Below are 15,424 nucleotides of genomic sequence, written 5' to 3'. Positions count from 1 at the left end.
TTCAGGTCCAGTGAACGAGCAGGTCGGCGGCGGCGTGGATCACCACGGCGCCGCCGATCAGCCATCCGGCCCGGCTCACCGCTCTGGCCGTGCCCCCCTCTCGCCCGGAGTCTCGGCCGGATTCCCGTGCAGGCGGTGACGATGCCTCCATCCGGGCCGTGGCCGCGCGCAGGAAGCGCGGGGCTTCCTCGGCCACGCGCGAGAGTTCGAGCAGCGCCGTCTCCAGCTTGTCCGGCGCGGCAAGACGCGACAGCCGCGAAGCGACCAGCCGCCCGCGCATCCGGCTCAGCGCTTCGGACAAGTCGAAGTCCGGCGCGATCCCGGAAAGCACGCCGTCCATCGTCACCATGGCCTTGAAGATCAGCACCAGATCGGGCGGCAGCACCAGCCCCTCCTGCCGCAGCAGCGGGAAGAAATCCGCCACCATCGCATTGAGCACGAGCGCCCCGGTGCCGTGCCGCGACACCAGCCGTTCGGAGGCACGCAGCAGCTTTTCGCGCGGGACCTCACCGTCCTGCGACCAGGTGGCCAGCATGTCCGCCACGCCGCCGGGGTCGCCGCTGCGCAGCGCCAGGATGAACGTCAGGAATTCGTGCTGCCGCCGCGGGCTGACGAAGCCGACCGAGCCCAGGTCCAGCAGCGCCAGTCCGTCACCGCCGGGCACCTGCGGCGGCAGGCAGAGCAGATTGCCCGGATGCGGATCGGCATGGAAGCGGCCGTTGACCAGCACCATCTCCAGCACCAGTTCCGCCCCCAGCGCGGCGATGCGGGAGGGATCGATCCCCGCCGCCTTCAGCACGGCCGGATCGCGCGGGGCGATGCCTTCGATATAGTCCATCACCAGCACCTGCTCGCCCGTCCACTCCCAGTGGATGCGCGGAACGGTGATCCGCTCCAGCGAAGCAAGGTCGGCGCGCAGCAAGTCGGCATTGCGCCCCTCGGCCGTGAAATCGAGTTCGTCCAGGATCTCGCGGCCAAGCTGCTCGATCATCGCCGCGGGCTTCATCCGGCGCACGGCGGCGCTGCGCGCTTCGGCCAGCGCGCCGAGGTGGCGCATGAGCCGCAAGTCCGCCTCCATCCGCGCGCGAATGCCCGGGCGGCGGATCTTCACCACCACTTCAGTGCCGTCGTGCAGCCGCGCCCGGTGCACTTGCGCGATCGAGGCGGCGGCCAGCGGCTCGGTGTCGAACCGGGCAAAGACGCTCTCCGGCGGCCCGCCCAGCGCCGCTTCCACTTCGCCGCGCAGCGTCTCGAAGGGCAGGCGCGGCGCATCGCTCTGCAATTGTTCGAAAGCGGCGATCCAAGGATCGGGCAGCAGGTCGCGCCGCGTCGCCAGGATCTGGCCGAGCTCACGTAAGTCGGCCCGAGCGCCTCCAGCGCCTTGCGGGTGCGCGTGGGCAAGTCCCGCGGTTCCGCGCTCTCCTGCGCATCATCGCCCTCTTTCCCGTCGCCACCGATCCCGAGCCGGACCGCCAGCGAGTCCAGCCCGAAGCGGGCGATCACGGCCGAGACTTCCGCCATGCGGCCCCGATCGCGTGCGGCAACGGCTATCGACTTGAACATGCGTCACTCCTTCAGCGGGAGACAACCGGCCTCAAGGCCCGGAAGTTCCGTCGCCGTCTCACTGGCCCTCACGCCGGGAGGCATGGACAGCGCCGCCCCGGGAAAGCTAGGAAGCCCGCATGAGCGAGAGTTTAACGGGGGTGCTCAAGCCCGCATTCGCAATCGTCCTCACCGCAGCCCTGGCGGCCTGCGGCGGCGGCACGAAGTTCCGGCCGGTCAGCGATGCGCCGGTGCGCATCGGCCCGCCCTACAAGGTCCGAGGAAATACTTATACGCCCGCCGCCCAGCCCGGCTACGACGTGCTGGGCTATGCCACCTGGTACGGCAGCGAATCCGGTAACCGCGCCGCCAATGGCGAGCGCTTCCGCCCGGACTGGATCACGGCCGCGCATACCACCCTGCCGCTGCCGAGCTATGTCGAAGTGACCGCCCTCGATACCGGCCGCCGCATCCTGGTACGCGTCAACGACCGCGGTCCTTTCGGCGAAAGCGCCCGCGTCATCGACCTTTCGCGCGGCGCCGCCGAAGCGCTGGGGGTGCGAAACAAGGGCAAGGCCGCCGTGCGCGTGCGTGTGGTGGAGCCGGCGGAAAAGGACCGTGCCGCCCTGCGCAAGGGCAAGGCGGCGAAGGAACTGCCGCCGGTCTCGCCCACGGCGCTGGCGAACCTCCAGTCGCAGTTCGAGACGGGCGTGGGCACGCGCTGAAGCGGGATGCTTCGCGGAACCGGTGCCCTGCGCCCTGAAGCTCAGGCCTCTTCCAGTTCCGCGTAAGCCTCGGTCTCCTTGCCGATAAGGATATCGGCCAGGAACCAGTAAGCCTCACCCCAGGCCGCCAGCACGTCGTCGGTCGCCGCCGCGCCCAGGACGTCGCGGATGGCGGGCAGCAGCGCTTCGGCCACCAGCGGGTAATGCTCCGCCTTCACGCCGGTATCGACATGGCGCTGCACCATGCGCGCGACCGCGCCGGTCAGGTTCTGCAGCTTGTCCACGTTCTGCGCATAGCCGAGGATCGCGGCGGCCAGGCGGCGCGGCTGCTCGCCGGAATCCTGCGCGGCCTGGTCGAACATGGCGCGGACCTCCTCGTTACGGAACAGCCGCTCGTACATGCGGGTGGTGATTTCCACCCCGTGCTGCTGAAGCGCGGGTGCAGTCGCCTTGATCGTGGCGACAGTCTGTTCGCTGAGCGGAGCGGCCATTTCGATTCGTCCTCTTAAATGATGCAAACTGGATGCATCTATACGCCGATCCAAAAAGATGTAAATGAGGAGCATCATTTTCCCGGAGACCCGCCTTGCGCCTTACCGCGCACACCGACTACGCCTTGCGCATCCTGCTCCACGCTGCGGTCGATCCCGCGGGGCTGTTCTCGATCGCCGAAGTGGCGCAGGCCCACGCGATCTCGCGCAACCATGCGATGAAAGTGGTGAACCTGCTGGGCAATGCCGGCCTGCTGGAAACGGTGCGCGGCCGAAACGGCGGCTTCCGCCTGGGCCGTCCCGCGCGCGCGATCACGCTGGGCGAAGTGGTCCGGCTCACCGAACCGAACATGAGCCCCGCCGATTGCGGGAACTGCCTGCTCCAGGGCGCCTGCGGGCTGACGGCGATCCTGCGTCAGGCGATGGCGGCCTTCCTCGCCGAACTCGACGCCCACACTTTGGCGGATGCCGCTTCAGCGACCCGGCTGCCCTTCGGCCTTCTGGCGGATCGGGCAGGTTAGCGCGCCGTGACCTTCGCAGCACTCGCCACGCCAGCGGTGCGACACCCCGCTTCCTTCGGGAACTTTTCACCCTGCTGCGGCGTTGCTCCTCGAAAGAGGAGAGCCTGAAATGAATATCGGAGCCGAAATTCCGTTTCGCCGCAGCCAGTTCGCGCGGAAGACGGGATCCTTGATCCTGGATCGCCAGCGCGAGGAACATCGCCGCGACCACGACGAAGGCACCGAACCCATGCTGGTGTGGACCAAAGGTCGCTTCCGGTCGAGCTGACCGGACCGATTCCCCCTGTCGGAGCGACCTGACGGCGCGCCGGAGCGCAACTTGATTGCGCTCCGGCGCGTATTCCTTTCCGCGAATAAACGTCGCATGCGTCATTTGCGCAATGGCATTCCTGCACGCGCTCCAGCCCTTGCACCTCTCGGTTTTCTCCGCTTCAACCCCGTGTGTTGACCACTTTTCGGCACCCGCCCGCGACCCCGCAGGGAGGCCTTCTCTGCTTCTTTCGGGCTGCATCTTTCGAGCTGTATCTTTCGGGTTGCCGAAGCCAGGAGAAAAGACCGATGAAGACCCGGCTCATGGCCGCCGCCGCCCCGCTCGTGCTCGGCGCCGGCCTGCTTGGAGGATTTTCCATGACGGCTGCCGCAAAGACAGACGCCAGGAGCGCCGCCACGGCGCCCGCCTATAACGGCCCCTTCGCCAAGCCCAGCGCCCTGCCGCTCCACGCGCCGGACTTCACCCAGTACAAGGACAGCGACTGGCAGCCCGCCATCGAAGCCGGCATCGCCGCCAAGCGCGCCGAGATCAAGGCCATCGCCGGCAGCAAGGCCAAGCCGACTTTCGAGAACACCATCGTCTCGATGGAGCGCGCCGGCACGCTGTACGACCGCGTCTACAACGTGTTCAGCCAGCTCACCTCGGCCAATACCAGCGATGCGCTGGATGCCATCGATACGGCCGTCAGCCCGCAGATTTCTGCGCTGAACGACGATATCTACCTTGACGATGCGCTCTTCGCCCGCGTCAAGGCCGTGCATGACAGCGCCTCAGGAAAGGCCCTGACCGGCGAGGACGCCATGCTGCTGGCGACCACATACGACAAGTTCGTCCACCGCGGCGCCCTGCTCTCGGCCGCGCAGAAGGTCGAGCTGAAGGCGATGAACCTCGAAATCGCCAAGCTGGAAACCGCCTTCTCGCAGAAGCTGACCACGGCCACGGCCGCCAAGGCACCGATCTTCGACACGGCCGCGCAGCTGGACGGCCTTTCGCAGGCCGAAATCACCGCCGCCGGCAAGCTCGCCGCCGAAAAGGGCCATGCGGGCAAGTTCATGCTGGCGCTGGGCAACACCACGCAGCAGGCCGCGCTAGCCAGCCTCACCAACCGCGACAGCCGCAAGAAGCTCTGGGACGCAAGCATCAACCGCACCTCGGGCGGCGACGAATACGACACGACCGCCATGGTCACCCAGATGGCGACCCTGCGCGCGAAGAAGGCCAAACTGCTGGGCGCGCCCGACTTCGCGACGTACCAGATGTACGACCGCATGGTGAAGACGCCCGCCAAGGCGATGGAGTTCATGAAGGGCTTCGTCCCCGCGCTGCGCGCCACGCAGGACCGCGAAGCCGCCATGCTCGAAGCCGCCATGAAGGCAGAGGGCACCAAGGCCGGCGGCCAGAACGTCACGCTGGCACCGTGGGACTGGTCCTACTATGCCGAGAAGGTCCGCAAGGCGAAGTACGAACTCGACGAAAGCCAGATCAAGCCCTACTTCGAAGTCTGGCGCACGCTGGAAGACGGCGTGTTCTATGCCGCCAACCAGACGTACGGCCTGACCTTCAAGCGCCGCACCGACCTGCCGGTCTACCACCCGACCATGCGCGCCTACGAAGTGTTCGATGCCGACGGCAAGCAGCTGGCGATCTTCTATTACGATCCCTTCGCCCGCTCCAACAAGAAGGGCGGCGCCTGGATGAGCAACTTCGTCGAGCAGTCATACCTGCTCGGTGAAAAGCCCGTCGTCAGCAACACCCTGAACATCGCCCCGCCCGCCGACGGCCAGCCCGCGCTCGCCAGCTTCGACGATGTGGAAACCATGTTCCACGAATTCGGCCACGCACTTCACGGCTTCTTCGCCAGCCAGAAGTATCCCTCGCTCTCGGGCACGAACACCGCGCGCGACTTCGTGGAGTTCCCCAGCCAGTTCAACGAGAACTTCGCGACCATTCCGGCCGTGCTCAACCACTACGCCAAGCACTACCAGACCGGCGCGACGATCCCGGCCGACCTGATCGCCAAGATCAAGGCCGCGCACACCTTCAACCAGGGCCTCGGCTTGGGCGAGACGCTGTCGGCAGCGATGCTCGACATCCAGTGGCACCAGCTCTCGCCGGAAGAAGCCGCGCAGCCGCCGATGACCTTCGAAGCCAAGGCACTGGCCGCCACCGGGCTCAACACCGACCTGATCCCGCCGCGCTACAAGACGCCGTACTTCCGCCATATCTGGGATAACGGCTATGCTGCGGGCTATTACTCGTACATCTGGACCGAGATGCTCGCTCACGACGGTTGGGACTGGGTGGAGAAGCACGGCGGCATGACGCGCGCCAATGGCGACCACATCCGCAAGACCTTCCTCGGCCAGGGCCACACGAAGGACTTCGCGCAGCTCTACCGCGACTTCACCGGGCATGACCCCGAAGTCGAACCGATGCTGGAAGCCCGCGGCCTGGCGCCGAAGGCTCAGTAAGGATCGGATCCCGGGCAGGCGCTCGACGCGCCGGCCCTGCCCGGACGAAGCCGCCGCTCCGGAAACGGGGCGGCGGTCTTGCATGGAGCACGGCGAGCCGCGCCTGGCGGCGCAGGCTCGACCGGCCGCGCCTTACTTCGTGGCGTATTCGCCGGGCTGGGCATTGAAGTTCTCGCGCGCGAAGGCCCGCGCGGCGTTGGCCGTCTTGAACGCGCCGTCCTGAAGCGTGGCCGTCACCAGCGGATAGCCGCGCGAATTGTACCTCGTCGTTCTCACGGTAAGGCGGAAGGCCCCATCCTCATCCTTGGTGATGAGGAAAGGACGAGTGCTCGGATCGGTCATGGAATGAATCCCGTTTAGCCGTAGGCCCCCAAGGGCAGGAAAAGCGCTCTGGACGTTCTCGTCCGGCGCATCGCGGCATGCACGTCTCGGCGCATTCCGGCGTCATGAGGCTCGTAAGGGACAAGGGGGGAGCAATGGCTGCCCGATGGTCCGTCGCACGCGACGTCAGCGTGGACGGTGATAGACGATATTTGCGGAAAATGCAATTATAACCCGCGGCCGCATTCCCGCGCGCTAGAACTGCTGCCGGAAATCCACGGCGAGCGGCGCCGGGGCGCCGATCGAGAGGGCGCGCTCGCCGGGGTCGCCCAGCCAGTGCGCGGGGCAGTTCCACACGCGGGTGATGACCTCGCGCGAGAGGGCCATTTCCGGCGGGCCTTCCGCCTCCACCCGGCCTTTCGCCAGCACCAGCACCTGGTCCGCATGGTTCATCGCCGTCGCCAGGTCGTGCAGCACCAGGACGACGCCGCGCCCCGCCCGCGCCTGCTGGCGAAAGCGGTGCATCAGCGCCGCACCATGGGCCAGGTCGAGGTTCGCGAAAGGCTCGTCCGCCAGCAGCCAGCCGGGCTGGGTCGCCAGGACGCGGGCCATCAGCGCCCGCGCGCGTTCGCCGCCGGACAGGGTCGAGACCGGGCGGTGGCGCAGTTCCTGAAGGTCCATGGCGGCGATGGCGTCCTCGATGGCGTCCTGCGTTTCGGCGGCGGGCGCACCGCGCCAGGGCAGTCGGCCGAGCGAGATCAGCACTTCCACCGAGACGTCCCAGGCCACTTCCGGCGTCTGGGGCAGATAGCCGATCCACTGCGCGCGCTGGGCCAGCGAGACCGCCGCCAGCGCCCGGCCGCCCATGACCGCCCTGCCCGCATCGGGCTTGAGCAATCCGGCGATCACCGAAAGCAGCGTCGATTTGCCCGCACCGTTGGGCCCGCAGATCGCCGTGATCATGCCCCGGCGGCAATTGAGGGATACCCCGTCGAGCCGTCCGGCGACCGTGACGTTGTCGGCGCCGAAGCTCATGCCACCATGCCCCGGCGCATCTTCAGCAGCAGGCGCAGGAAGAACGGCGCGCCCAGCAGGCTGAGCGCGATGCCCAGCCGCAGTTCGCCGCCGGACAGCGGCATGATCCGGCAGATGCAGTCCGCCACCAGCAGCAGCAGCGCCCCCGCCAGCGCCGAAGGCACGATCAGCGACGAGGGTTTGCGGTCAGTCATCGGGCGCACGAGGTGCGGCACCATCAGGCCGACGAAGCCGATGATGCCGGCTACCGCCACCCCCGAACCGACGACGAGGCCCACGCCCAGGATCAGCAGAGCCTGGAGCCGCAGCGGCTCCACGCCCAGCGAGCGCGCGGCCATTTCGCCCAGGGTCATCGCGTCGAGATCGCGTCCCGCCGCCAGGATGACGCCGATCCCGGCCAGCGTCAGCGGCGTGGCGATCCAGACCTCGCGCCAGGAGCGGTCGGCCAGCGAGCCCATCATCCAGGTGACGATCTCGCTCATGGCGAAAGGCGACGGCGTCAGGCTGATCGCCAGGCTCATCAGCGCGCCGGCGAGACTGGAGACCATGAGGCCGGCCAGGGTGAACAGCGCCACGCCGCCGCCGCGTCCCGCGATCAGCGCCAGCAGCGCCATGGCGCCGCCCGCGCCGATCAGCGCGAAGAGCGGCAGCATCCACGGCGCCGAAGCATAGCCGGTCCAGAAACTCAGCACGGCACCCAGCGCCGCGCCCGGCGCGATGCCGAACAGGCCGGGATCCGCCAGGGGGTTGCGCAAATACCCCTGCATGGCCGCACCCGCCGCGCCCAGCCCCGCCCCCAGCACCAGCGCCAGGACCGCGCGCGGCAGGCGAAGCTGAAGCAGGATGACAGAGGCGCTGTGCAGTTCCGGGGCGAAGGGATTGATCCACACCCGCCCGGCCAGCAGGGACAGCGGCACCGCGACGACGAGCGCGAGGACCAGCAGCAGGACGAAACGCAGGTTCATGGTCTTGCGGAAACGATCCGCCCGGTGGCTTTTGCGGGGGCCGATGCGGTGCCTGTTGCGGTGCCTGTCGCGGGGCCTGTTGCGGTGCCTGCCCCGTGGGCCGGCAGCGTCTCCGTTTCCGCAAGCGCGCGGCGCGCGGCGGCCAGTTCGTCCAGCGCACGCGGGATGGTTGCCCCGCCGCACCAGAGAATGGAGCGGCTGAGCAGGAAACGCCGGGTACTGGTCAGCGCGGAGAGCGCCGGATGATGCAACATTCGGTCCTCCTCGGCGAGCGGATCGCCCACCGCGAAGACCACGCGCGGAGGGTCCGCCAGCACGTGCTCCAGAGGCAGGTAATCGGCCTGGGAAAGGCCCCGCGCGCCGGCAATATTCGTAAAGCCGGTGTGCTTCATCATGTCAACGATCAGGGTCTGGTCGCCCGCCACCAGTCCACCGGATTCCCACACTATTGCCGGAAGAAGCACTGAGCCCGGCGGCGGCGCATCGCGGCGCACGGCGGCGTCGATGCGGGCCACCAGCCTTTCGCCCAGCGCGGCATGACCCGCCAGCCGTGCCAGCGTGCGGACCTGTTCGCGCGCGGCCCCCAGGTCCGAGGCGATCGGCATCTTCACCAGCCGGTAGCCGAGGCGCCGGAATGCCGCCTCGCTCGCAGGGTCGAGGAACGCGCTGGCGACGACCACCCTGGGATGGATCGTCGCCACTTCCTCCACCGTCCCCGAGATCGCCCGGTACCGGCGCGCGCGGGCGATCGGCATCGAACTGCTCTCGGGATCCTGGCTATAGCTGGAGATCGCCAGCAACTGCCCCGGATCCGTCACTTCGGCCAGGATGGCGTCCGTGCAGGGGTTGAGCGAGACGATGGTGGGGCGCTCCGCCCCGCTTTCGCCGTGGCCCGGTACCGCGGGGGCGGCCTCGGTGGTGTCACCGCCCCCGCAGCCCGCCAGCGCCGCCGAGCCGGCCAGAGCCAGCACGACAAGGAACCGGCGGGCCTTGCGCCTGCCCCGTCCAACCGATGTCGTCAGGGCAGACGACAGGATCACATCTTCACCCGCACCCCGGCATAAGCCGCGCGGCCCGGCGTGCCATATGTCCGCACCACTTCATAGTGCTCGTCGAACAGGTTCTCGACACGGCCGTAGACCTGGATGTTCTGCGTCACGTCGAAGGCGCCGCGCAGGCCGACGACGACATTGCCGCCGAGGTAGTAGGTATTGGCGATGTCGTCATAGCGACCGCCGCCCACGCGCAAGTCCGCACCGAGGCGGAAGCCGTCCGACCAGTGCTTGTCCAGGCTGGCATAGAGGTTCGTCTTGGGACGGCGAGCGAGGCGCGTGCCGGTCACCTCGTTGGTAGCGTCGAGGTAAGTGGCCGAAAGGCTCATGTCGAAGCCTTCCCAGTCGCTCACCTGCATGCCCAGTTCCACGCCCTTCGCCCGCGCGCGGCCGACGTTGTAGTAGTTGAAGGCGGTCAGGTCGTAATCGATCAGGTTCTTCGTCTTGCGGTCGAAGTAAGTGACCGAGAACGTGCCGTGGCCTTGCGCAAAGGGCTGCTCCACGCCGACATCCCACGACTTCGACGTCTCGGGATCGAGCGCGCGGAAGCCGGAATTGGAATAGAGCTGGTAGAGCGACGGCGCCTTGAAGCCTTCTCCGTAGCTGGCGCGCAGGATCGGCGCTTCCTCGCTGCCGCCGATCACCCAGGCACCGTTGGCCGAGAAGGTGGTCTTGTGGCCGAAGTCCGAATTGTCGTCATAGCGCAGGCCGCCGTTCAGCGTCAGCCCGGTGACGGGGCGCAGGGTCAGCATGCCGAAGTAGCTGTCGATCGAGGTCGAATCCTTCGAACCGTAATTGTCGGAGAACTTCTGCTTCTCCGTCTCGGCGCCGACGAGAATGCTGGCCATGTCGATGGGGGTGTAGGAGACCTGACCCTCGAAACGGTCGGCGCGGCCATTGGTGGTGTAGGGACCGAAGACGGCATCGTCCGAAATGCGGCGCGTATCGGTGAGGCCATAGCCCAGGCGCGCGCTGAGGCGGCCGTCCAGCCCCTTGTAGCGCAAGTTGGCATAGCCCACGGTGTCGCGCTTCATGCCCACGTTCAGGGCATCGGCGCCGGTGTTGTCGTAATCGTAATTGGCCTTGGTCCAGTACGTCCCGGCATCGGCGGTAAGACCGCTCACCAGCTCCACTTCGGCGCGGGCGTTGGCGCTCTTGCTCTCGAAGCCGTCCTTCTCCTGGCCGCCGAGGCGTTCGTCGAAAGCGGAGTAGCCGTCGCCCTTGAGCCAGTTGCCGCCCAGGGTCAGGCCCACCGGGCCGACCTTGCCCGCCGCCGAGGCACCGAGCTGCTTCTGGTCGCGCCAGCCGTATTCGGCCTGGCCGCGCGCGGTCCACTGCTCGGTCGGGCGCGCGGTGATGAGGTTGATGACGCCGCCGATCGCGCGGCTGCCCCAGAGCACGCCGGACGATCCGCGCACCACTTCGATGCGGTCGAACTGGCCGACGGTCAGGCTGCCGAAGTCGAAGCCGCCGCCCACGTCGCCGGGATCGTTGATGCGCACACCGTCGATCAGCACAAGGCTCTGCGCGTTCTCGGCACCGCGGATGAACACGCTGGCCGGCTGGCCGAAACCGCCCGACTGGGCGAAAGTCACGCCCGGCAGGCGGGCCAGGATGTCGGTCGCGGTGACCGCCTGGGTGCGCTCGATATCCTCGCGGGTGATGACCGAGACGGACTGGCCGATCTCGCTGGTGGGGGTTTCGGTGCGCGTCGCGGTGACGACGATACTATCGATTGCGGCTTCATCCGCGAAAGCGGGGGTCGAGACGGCAAGAGCCGTCCCCAGCAGAAACAGGTACTTCACGCGTATTCCTCCAACCTGAACGACTTTGCCGTCCATGGCGGAGACGCGCGCTTTTCCTCATGCGCGTGCTCGCTGCATGCCGGGACACCCCGCCCGGCTGCGGAACGACCGTCAAAGGCAGGTCTCCTGGCTCCCGGATCTTCGCGCCGCCTGCGGCCTTCCCGGTGTGACCCAGTGGCATAGCGTGGCAGGGGCGCTCCCCGGTTACAGTTGCGGGGGCAGCTTCGGACTTGCGCCGAAATTCCCACCAGGGTTCCCTTTTCACGAAACCCGGGGCCCGGCTCCGGGCCACCCATGACGTCGCGAGTGCCGATACTGGGCAGTGGGGGGATTGGCAAGCGGCGCAAAGGGCGGCGCGGCGGTATCGCCGGGGAAGATCGCAAACAAACTCTTAAGCGATTCAGCCTATCGCTGCCCGCTGTACCGCTTCGGGACGCGCCGATTTCCAGGGATGCCGCGCCCGGCAAAGCAGGTTAGGCGCAAGGTGCGCGATGACCCGATGGAACGCGAAATCCGCGCTGGCCGACGATGCGCCGAAAGGACCCGAGTGACCGCTGCCGCCCTTCCTGCCTGCACCGAAACCTGGGAGCCGCGTCCCCGCGATTTCCAGGGCCATTTCGTGCGCGGCGGACGCAAGCGGCTGCAACGCAGGCGGCGGCGCTGGACGCTCGGCTCGGCCGCGCTCGTCGCCGTGGCCCTGCCTGCCTTCGCCGCGCCTTCCTTCGCCCCGGCCGAAGCCTGGGACCGCCTCACCGCCTCCGGGACAGAAACCGGCGGCGCGCCCGTTCTGCCCATGCCCTTCGAGCAGGCCGGCGCCAGCTTCCCCGGCTCTGCCTATTACTATCTCGAAGCCGAGCAGCCCGTGCTCAAGATAGGCGAAGGCATCCATTCCGACGCGGATGACGGAACCGGCGGCCCCGGCCCGGTCGCCCGCGCCCTGCGGGTCGACAATTCCGGGGTGGACCGCAGCCGCGCGCTCCAGTGCCTGACGGCGGCGATCTATTACGAAGCCGCCAGCGAGCCCGACGGCGGCCAGCGCGCCGTGGCCCAGGTCGTGCTCAACCGCGTGGCCCATCCGGCCTATCCCAAGACCGTCTGCGGCGTCGTCTACCAGGGTTCGGAGCGGCCGACCGGCTGCCAGTTCTCCTTCGCCTGCGACGGATCGCTGGCCCGCGCGCCGCAGCGCTTCTTCTGGCAGCGTGCCGAATCCGTCGCCCGCGCCGCGCTGTCTGGCGAAGTCTATATGCCGATCGGGCTGGCGACGCATTATCACACGATCCAGGTCAATCCCTACTGGGCCCCGAGCCTGCACTATCTGACCACCATCGGCGCCCATCGTTTCTATGCCTTCAACGGCGCCGCGGGCCGCCCTGCCGCGTTCCGCTTCGCCTATTTCGGCGGCGAGCCGCTGGCCGCCCCGCATCGCCGCGACGAGTCCGCCGCCTCGGCCCTCGCCACCGCCGCACTGGACCCGCTGGCCGTGCAGCGCAGCTTCGGCACCGCCGAGGCGCTCCGCCCCGGGCAGGCCGCTGCGCCTTCGCCCGCCATGCCCTCCGCCACCCCTTCCACGGGTGCGGAGCGCGCGCCCGTCTATGCCAGCGACGTGCGGGATCGCGGTGGCGAGTCGCTCTACAAGGCCAGCAACTTGCCCGAGACCCAGGGCGTGCGGCCGGAATATGCCAATTCGGGCAAGTGGATCGCCCAGCCGCGTCAGGAGCAGGCACGCTGAGGGCAAGTTGGCGCCTTTAGCGATCCGGCGCTTTCATCAATTCGTCACGGGAACGACTGCAAGGTTTCAGCAACCATAGCCCCACACCAAGACTTAGCGGCTTCATCCTATAATACCGGGAGAGACGCCAAGCCCCCGAGCGTTTCCAACAAGAGGTTCGCTTTACCATGGCAATCCGCTTTTCCGCCGCCCGGGACGTTTCCTGCCCGGTGATGGTGCGAGCGCTGTGCCCGTCGGTTCCGCTCTGCGCGGCGAACGACAACGGCGCCGGCCTGCGCGGCGGCCTCCGCCGCGAGCCGGTCGCTACGGCGACCACGGACACGCCGCACCAGCGCATCCTGGCCGAAGCGCTGCGCCACTTCGCCCGCCACGGCCTGTCCGCCGCCGCCCACGCCCGCGCCCATGCCGCCGCCGCGCGCCTTGCGGGCAACGACGGCGAATGCACCCGCTGGATCGCCATCTGCCGCCAGCTCGACCGCCGCATGGCCGACGCCTTCGCCGGACGGATCGCCAGGAACGACTGAAACCGGCCAACCGCTAGAACAGGCGGGCCAGCAGCGGCGGTCCCAGGGTCAGCACCCCGATCAGGGCCGCGGCGATCGAAGCGACCAGCACGCCGCCGGCCCCCAGATCCTTGATCCGGCCGATGGCGGGGTCGAACTCCGGATGGATGCGGTCGCACAGGCCCTCGACCGCGGTGTTGAACGCCTCCGCCAGCCATACCAGCGCCATGGCCAGCACGAGCCAGCGCCAGTCGGCGGCGGAAACTTCCAGCCAGAACCCGGCGACCATCACGCCCAGCGAGGCCGCCAGGTGCAACCGGGCATTGTGCTCGTCCCGCACCAGCCAGCGCAGCCCGCGCCCCGCGAACAGGAAACCCGCAGGCGCGCCCGCGGGCTGAAACCGGGGCTGAAACCCGGGCTGGAGGTCGGCTTTCCGGGTGGTTTCAGCAAGCAGGTCAGTCCAGCGATTGCGCGACGAGGCCATGGCGGCCCGTCACGGAGGAGCGATCGGCACGAACGCGGACAGTGTCTGCAACAGCGCGCCCCGGCAAGCGCCGCCCGCAGGATCTGCAAGCCGCAACATTTGGAAAAAGGCACGACACGGCCGGTACGCCCACGCTCTCTATAAAGAGCCATGCCGCGACCGCCCGCCCCTCATCCGGGCCGACTCGCACCCTGCGACGCTTGCCTGTCATCCGGACGTGCGAGACAGTGAGCCACCCTCGGGAGAGCACCGGGAGGATGCAATCTGCGCCCGGTCTGTTGCGTGAAACGGCCGCACCGCCCTGGCTCAGGGCGCCGTTTCCTGCGCATTTTCGCTCACTATTGCAATTGCGAACTATTATCAGTAAAAACTCGCCTGCCTGCCCTTCGCGCGGGCTTTTCCCGGTTGCAATGTCGGTTCGGGGGGCGTAGGCCGCCCTTCGTTGAACACCGGCACCTGCCTTAGCGGGACAAAGCAGGCCGCCTTTTCGTCCGTTGGTCCCGCCTTTGGGAAGGACAAGCAAGCATCATGGCTCGTAAGAAGATTGCCCTCATCGGCGCCGGCAACATCGGCGGCACTCTCGCGCACCTCGCCGCGCAGAAGGAACTGGGCGATATCGTCCTCTTCGACGTGGCTGAAGGCCTGCCCCAGGGCAAGGCTCTGGACCTGTCGCAGTGCGGCCCCGTTGAAGGCTTCGACGCCAAGATCACCGGCACCAACGACTATGCCGACATTGCCGGCGCAGACGTCATCATCGTCACCGCCGGTGTCGCCCGCAAGCCGGGCATGAGCCGCGACGACCTGCTGGGCATCAACCTCAAGGTGATGAAGTCGGTCGGCGAAGGCATCGCCGCCAACGCACCCGACGCTTTCGTGATCTGCATCACCAACCCGCTCGACGCGATGGTCTGGGCGCTGCGCGAATTCTCGGGCCTGCCGCACAACAAGGTCGTCGGCATGGCCGGCGTGCTCGACTCGGCCCGCTTCTCGACCTTCCTCGCCTGGGAATTCGGCGTTTCGATCCGCGACGTGAACACTTTCGTGCTCGGCGGCCACGGCGACACCATGGTGCCGGTCGTGCAGTACTCGACCGTCAACGGCATTCCGGTTCCGGACCTCATCAAGCAGGGCCGCACCACCCAGGAAAAGATCGACGCCATCGTCCAGCGCACCCGTTCGGGCGGCGGCGAGATCGTCGGCCTGCTCAAGACCGGCTCGGCCTTCTACGCGCCGGCCGCATCGGGCATCGCCATGGCCGAAGCCTACCTGAACGACCAGAAGCGCATCCTGCCGATCGCCGCTTATGTCGATGGCCAGTACGGCGTTGACGGCCTCTATGTCGGCGTGCCCGCCGTGATCGGCGCGAACGGCGTCGAAGAGATCATCGAAATCGAGCTGGACGGCGAAGCCAAGACCAACCTTCAAGTCTCGGTCGACGCGGTCAAGGAACTGCTGGTCGCCTGCAAGGGCATCGACAGCACTCTGGCCTGATCCAAGATAGACGCCCCG

At 67.9% G+C, this 15,424-nt stretch carries 15 protein-coding genes and 1 riboswitch; of the genes, 7 read left to right on the top strand and 8 right to left on the bottom strand.

Annotated elements, in window-relative coordinates; all coding sequences use genetic code 11:
• Position 1: 1 nt before the first annotated feature.
• Positions 2-1,282 carry an AarF/ABC1/UbiB kinase family protein gene (locus tag EDF58_RS00945; RefSeq protein WP_347812880.1) on the bottom strand — a complete coding sequence of 427 codons (1,281 nt, stop codon included), beginning with the start codon at positions 1,280-1,282 and terminating at the stop codon, positions 2-4.
• 400 nt (positions 1,283-1,682) lie between these two features.
• Here EDF58_RS00945 and EDF58_RS00940 point away from each other — a divergent pair, with 400 nt between their 5' ends.
• Positions 1,683-2,267, top strand: a complete 585-nt coding sequence (locus EDF58_RS00940; RefSeq protein ID WP_132261890.1) for a septal ring lytic transglycosylase RlpA family protein — start codon at positions 1,683-1,685, stop codon at positions 2,265-2,267.
• A gap of 41 nt (positions 2,268-2,308) precedes the next feature.
• On the opposite strand, the gene EDF58_RS00935 is transcribed toward EDF58_RS00940, so the two are convergent.
• Positions 2,309-2,758, bottom strand: a complete 450-nt coding sequence (locus EDF58_RS00935; protein WP_132261888.1) for a globin domain-containing protein — start codon at positions 2,756-2,758, stop codon at positions 2,309-2,311.
• Positions 2,759-2,853: 95 nt separating this feature from the next.
• On the opposite strand from EDF58_RS00935, the gene EDF58_RS00930 reads away from it, so the two are divergent.
• From EDF58_RS00930 to EDF58_RS00925, 3 genes are all read left to right on the top strand, one after another.
• The gene (locus EDF58_RS00930; protein WP_132261887.1) at positions 2,854-3,279 is read left to right on the top strand and encodes an Rrf2 family transcriptional regulator; all 426 of its coding nucleotides are present in this window, start codon (positions 2,854-2,856) and stop codon (positions 3,277-3,279) included.
• Between the two features lie 109 nt (positions 3,280-3,388).
• On the top strand, positions 3,389-3,547 hold the full coding sequence (locus EDF58_RS25750) for a hypothetical protein (protein WP_165921306.1): 159 nt from the start codon (positions 3,389-3,391) through the stop codon (positions 3,545-3,547).
• A 290-nt stretch (positions 3,548-3,837) separates the two neighbouring features.
• Positions 3,838-6,021 (top strand): M3 family metallopeptidase, encoded by a 2,184-nt coding sequence (locus tag EDF58_RS00925; protein ID WP_132261885.1) that lies wholly within the window; start codon positions 3,838-3,840, stop codon positions 6,019-6,021.
• A gap of 132 nt (positions 6,022-6,153) precedes the next feature.
• Here the strand turns inward: EDF58_RS00925 and EDF58_RS00920 are convergent, their stop codons facing one another.
• The 5 genes from EDF58_RS00920 to EDF58_RS00900 all read right to left on the bottom strand — a co-directional run bounded on the left by EDF58_RS00920 (position 6,154) and on the right by EDF58_RS00900 (position 11,199).
• On the bottom strand, positions 6,154-6,363 hold the full coding sequence (locus EDF58_RS00920) for a hypothetical protein (protein ID WP_132261883.1): 210 nt from the start codon (positions 6,361-6,363) through the stop codon (positions 6,154-6,156).
• A gap of 234 nt (positions 6,364-6,597) precedes the next feature.
• Positions 6,598-7,377, bottom strand: coding sequence for an ABC transporter ATP-binding protein (locus EDF58_RS00915; protein ID WP_132261881.1), 780 nt, complete (start codon positions 7,375-7,377; stop codon positions 6,598-6,600).
• Positions 7,374-8,342, bottom strand: coding sequence for an iron ABC transporter permease (locus EDF58_RS00910; RefSeq protein WP_132261879.1), 969 nt, complete (start codon positions 8,340-8,342; stop codon positions 7,374-7,376). Before EDF58_RS00910 ends, EDF58_RS00915 begins: the two co-directional genes overlap by 4 nt.
• Positions 8,339-9,382 carry an ABC transporter substrate-binding protein gene (locus EDF58_RS00905; protein WP_132261877.1) on the bottom strand — a complete coding sequence of 348 codons (1,044 nt, stop codon included), beginning with the start codon at positions 9,380-9,382 and terminating at the stop codon, positions 8,339-8,341. The genes EDF58_RS00910 and EDF58_RS00905 overlap by 4 nt, the downstream gene beginning before the upstream one ends.
• On the bottom strand, positions 9,379-11,199 hold the full coding sequence (locus tag EDF58_RS00900; RefSeq protein ID WP_132261875.1) for a TonB-dependent receptor: 1,821 nt from the start codon (positions 11,197-11,199) through the stop codon (positions 9,379-9,381). Before EDF58_RS00900 ends, EDF58_RS00905 begins: the two co-directional genes overlap by 4 nt.
• A 98-nt stretch (positions 11,200-11,297) precedes the next feature.
• Positions 11,298-11,474, bottom strand: a riboswitch (cobalamin riboswitch).
• A gap of 272 nt (positions 11,475-11,746) precedes the next feature.
• Here EDF58_RS00900 and EDF58_RS00895 point away from each other — a divergent pair.
• Positions 11,747-12,928, top strand: a complete 1,182-nt coding sequence (locus tag EDF58_RS00895) for a cell wall hydrolase (RefSeq protein WP_243654015.1) — start codon at positions 11,747-11,749, stop codon at positions 12,926-12,928.
• 167 nt (positions 12,929-13,095) lie between these two features.
• Complete coding sequence (locus EDF58_RS00890) at positions 13,096-13,452, top strand: hypothetical protein (RefSeq protein WP_165921305.1); 357 nt, start codon at positions 13,096-13,098, stop codon at positions 13,450-13,452.
• 13 nt (positions 13,453-13,465) lie between these two features.
• Here EDF58_RS00890 and EDF58_RS00885 read toward each other — a convergent pair whose 3' ends face one another.
• Positions 13,466-13,915, bottom strand: coding sequence for a diacylglycerol kinase family protein (locus EDF58_RS00885; protein WP_132261872.1), 450 nt, complete (start codon positions 13,913-13,915; stop codon positions 13,466-13,468).
• Between the two features lie 528 nt (positions 13,916-14,443).
• On the opposite strand from EDF58_RS00885, the gene mdh reads away from it, so the two are divergent.
• Positions 14,444-15,406, top strand: a complete 963-nt coding sequence (mdh, locus tag EDF58_RS00880; RefSeq protein WP_132261870.1) for a malate dehydrogenase — start codon at positions 14,444-14,446, stop codon at positions 15,404-15,406.
• Positions 15,407-15,424 lie beyond the last annotated feature (18 nt).

It is taken from the genome of Novosphingobium sp. PhB57 (genome assembly GCF_004342985.1).
Classification (GTDB): Bacteria; Pseudomonadota; Alphaproteobacteria; order Sphingomonadales; family Sphingomonadaceae; genus Novosphingobium.
The sequence above is the reverse complement of the archived record's forward strand: the minus strand, read 5'-3'. Positions and strand labels throughout refer to the sequence as shown.

What these genes read in the sequence shown, in the direction of transcription:
- EDF58_RS00920 (WP_132261883.1), bottom strand. Translation starts at nt 6,363, where the DNA reads ATGACCGATCCGAGCACTCGTCCTTTCCTCATCACCAAGGATGAGGAT.
- EDF58_RS00935 (WP_132261888.1), bottom strand. Translation starts at nt 2,758, where the DNA reads ATGGCCGCTCCGCTCAGCGAACAGACTGTCGCCACGATCAAGGCGACT.
- EDF58_RS00915 (WP_132261881.1), bottom strand. Translation starts at nt 7,377, where the DNA reads ATGAGCTTCGGCGCCGACAACGTCACGGTCGCCGGACGGCTCGACGGG.
- EDF58_RS25750 (WP_165921306.1), top strand. Translation starts at nt 3,389, where the DNA reads ATGAATATCGGAGCCGAAATTCCGTTTCGCCGCAGCCAGTTCGCGCGG.
- mdh (WP_132261870.1), top strand. Translation starts at nt 14,444, where the DNA reads ATGGCTCGTAAGAAGATTGCCCTCATCGGCGCCGGCAACATCGGCGGC.
- EDF58_RS00910 (WP_132261879.1), bottom strand. Translation starts at nt 8,342, where the DNA reads ATGAACCTGCGTTTCGTCCTGCTGCTGGTCCTCGCGCTCGTCGTCGCG.
- EDF58_RS00890 (WP_165921305.1), top strand. Translation starts at nt 13,096, where the DNA reads ATGGCAATCCGCTTTTCCGCCGCCCGGGACGTTTCCTGCCCGGTGATG.
- EDF58_RS00885 (WP_132261872.1), bottom strand. Translation starts at nt 13,915, where the DNA reads ATGGCCTCGTCGCGCAATCGCTGGACTGACCTGCTTGCTGAAACCACC.
- EDF58_RS00925 (WP_132261885.1), top strand. Translation starts at nt 3,838, where the DNA reads ATGAAGACCCGGCTCATGGCCGCCGCCGCCCCGCTCGTGCTCGGCGCC.
- EDF58_RS00940 (WP_132261890.1), top strand. Translation starts at nt 1,683, where the DNA reads ATGAGCGAGAGTTTAACGGGGGTGCTCAAGCCCGCATTCGCAATCGTC.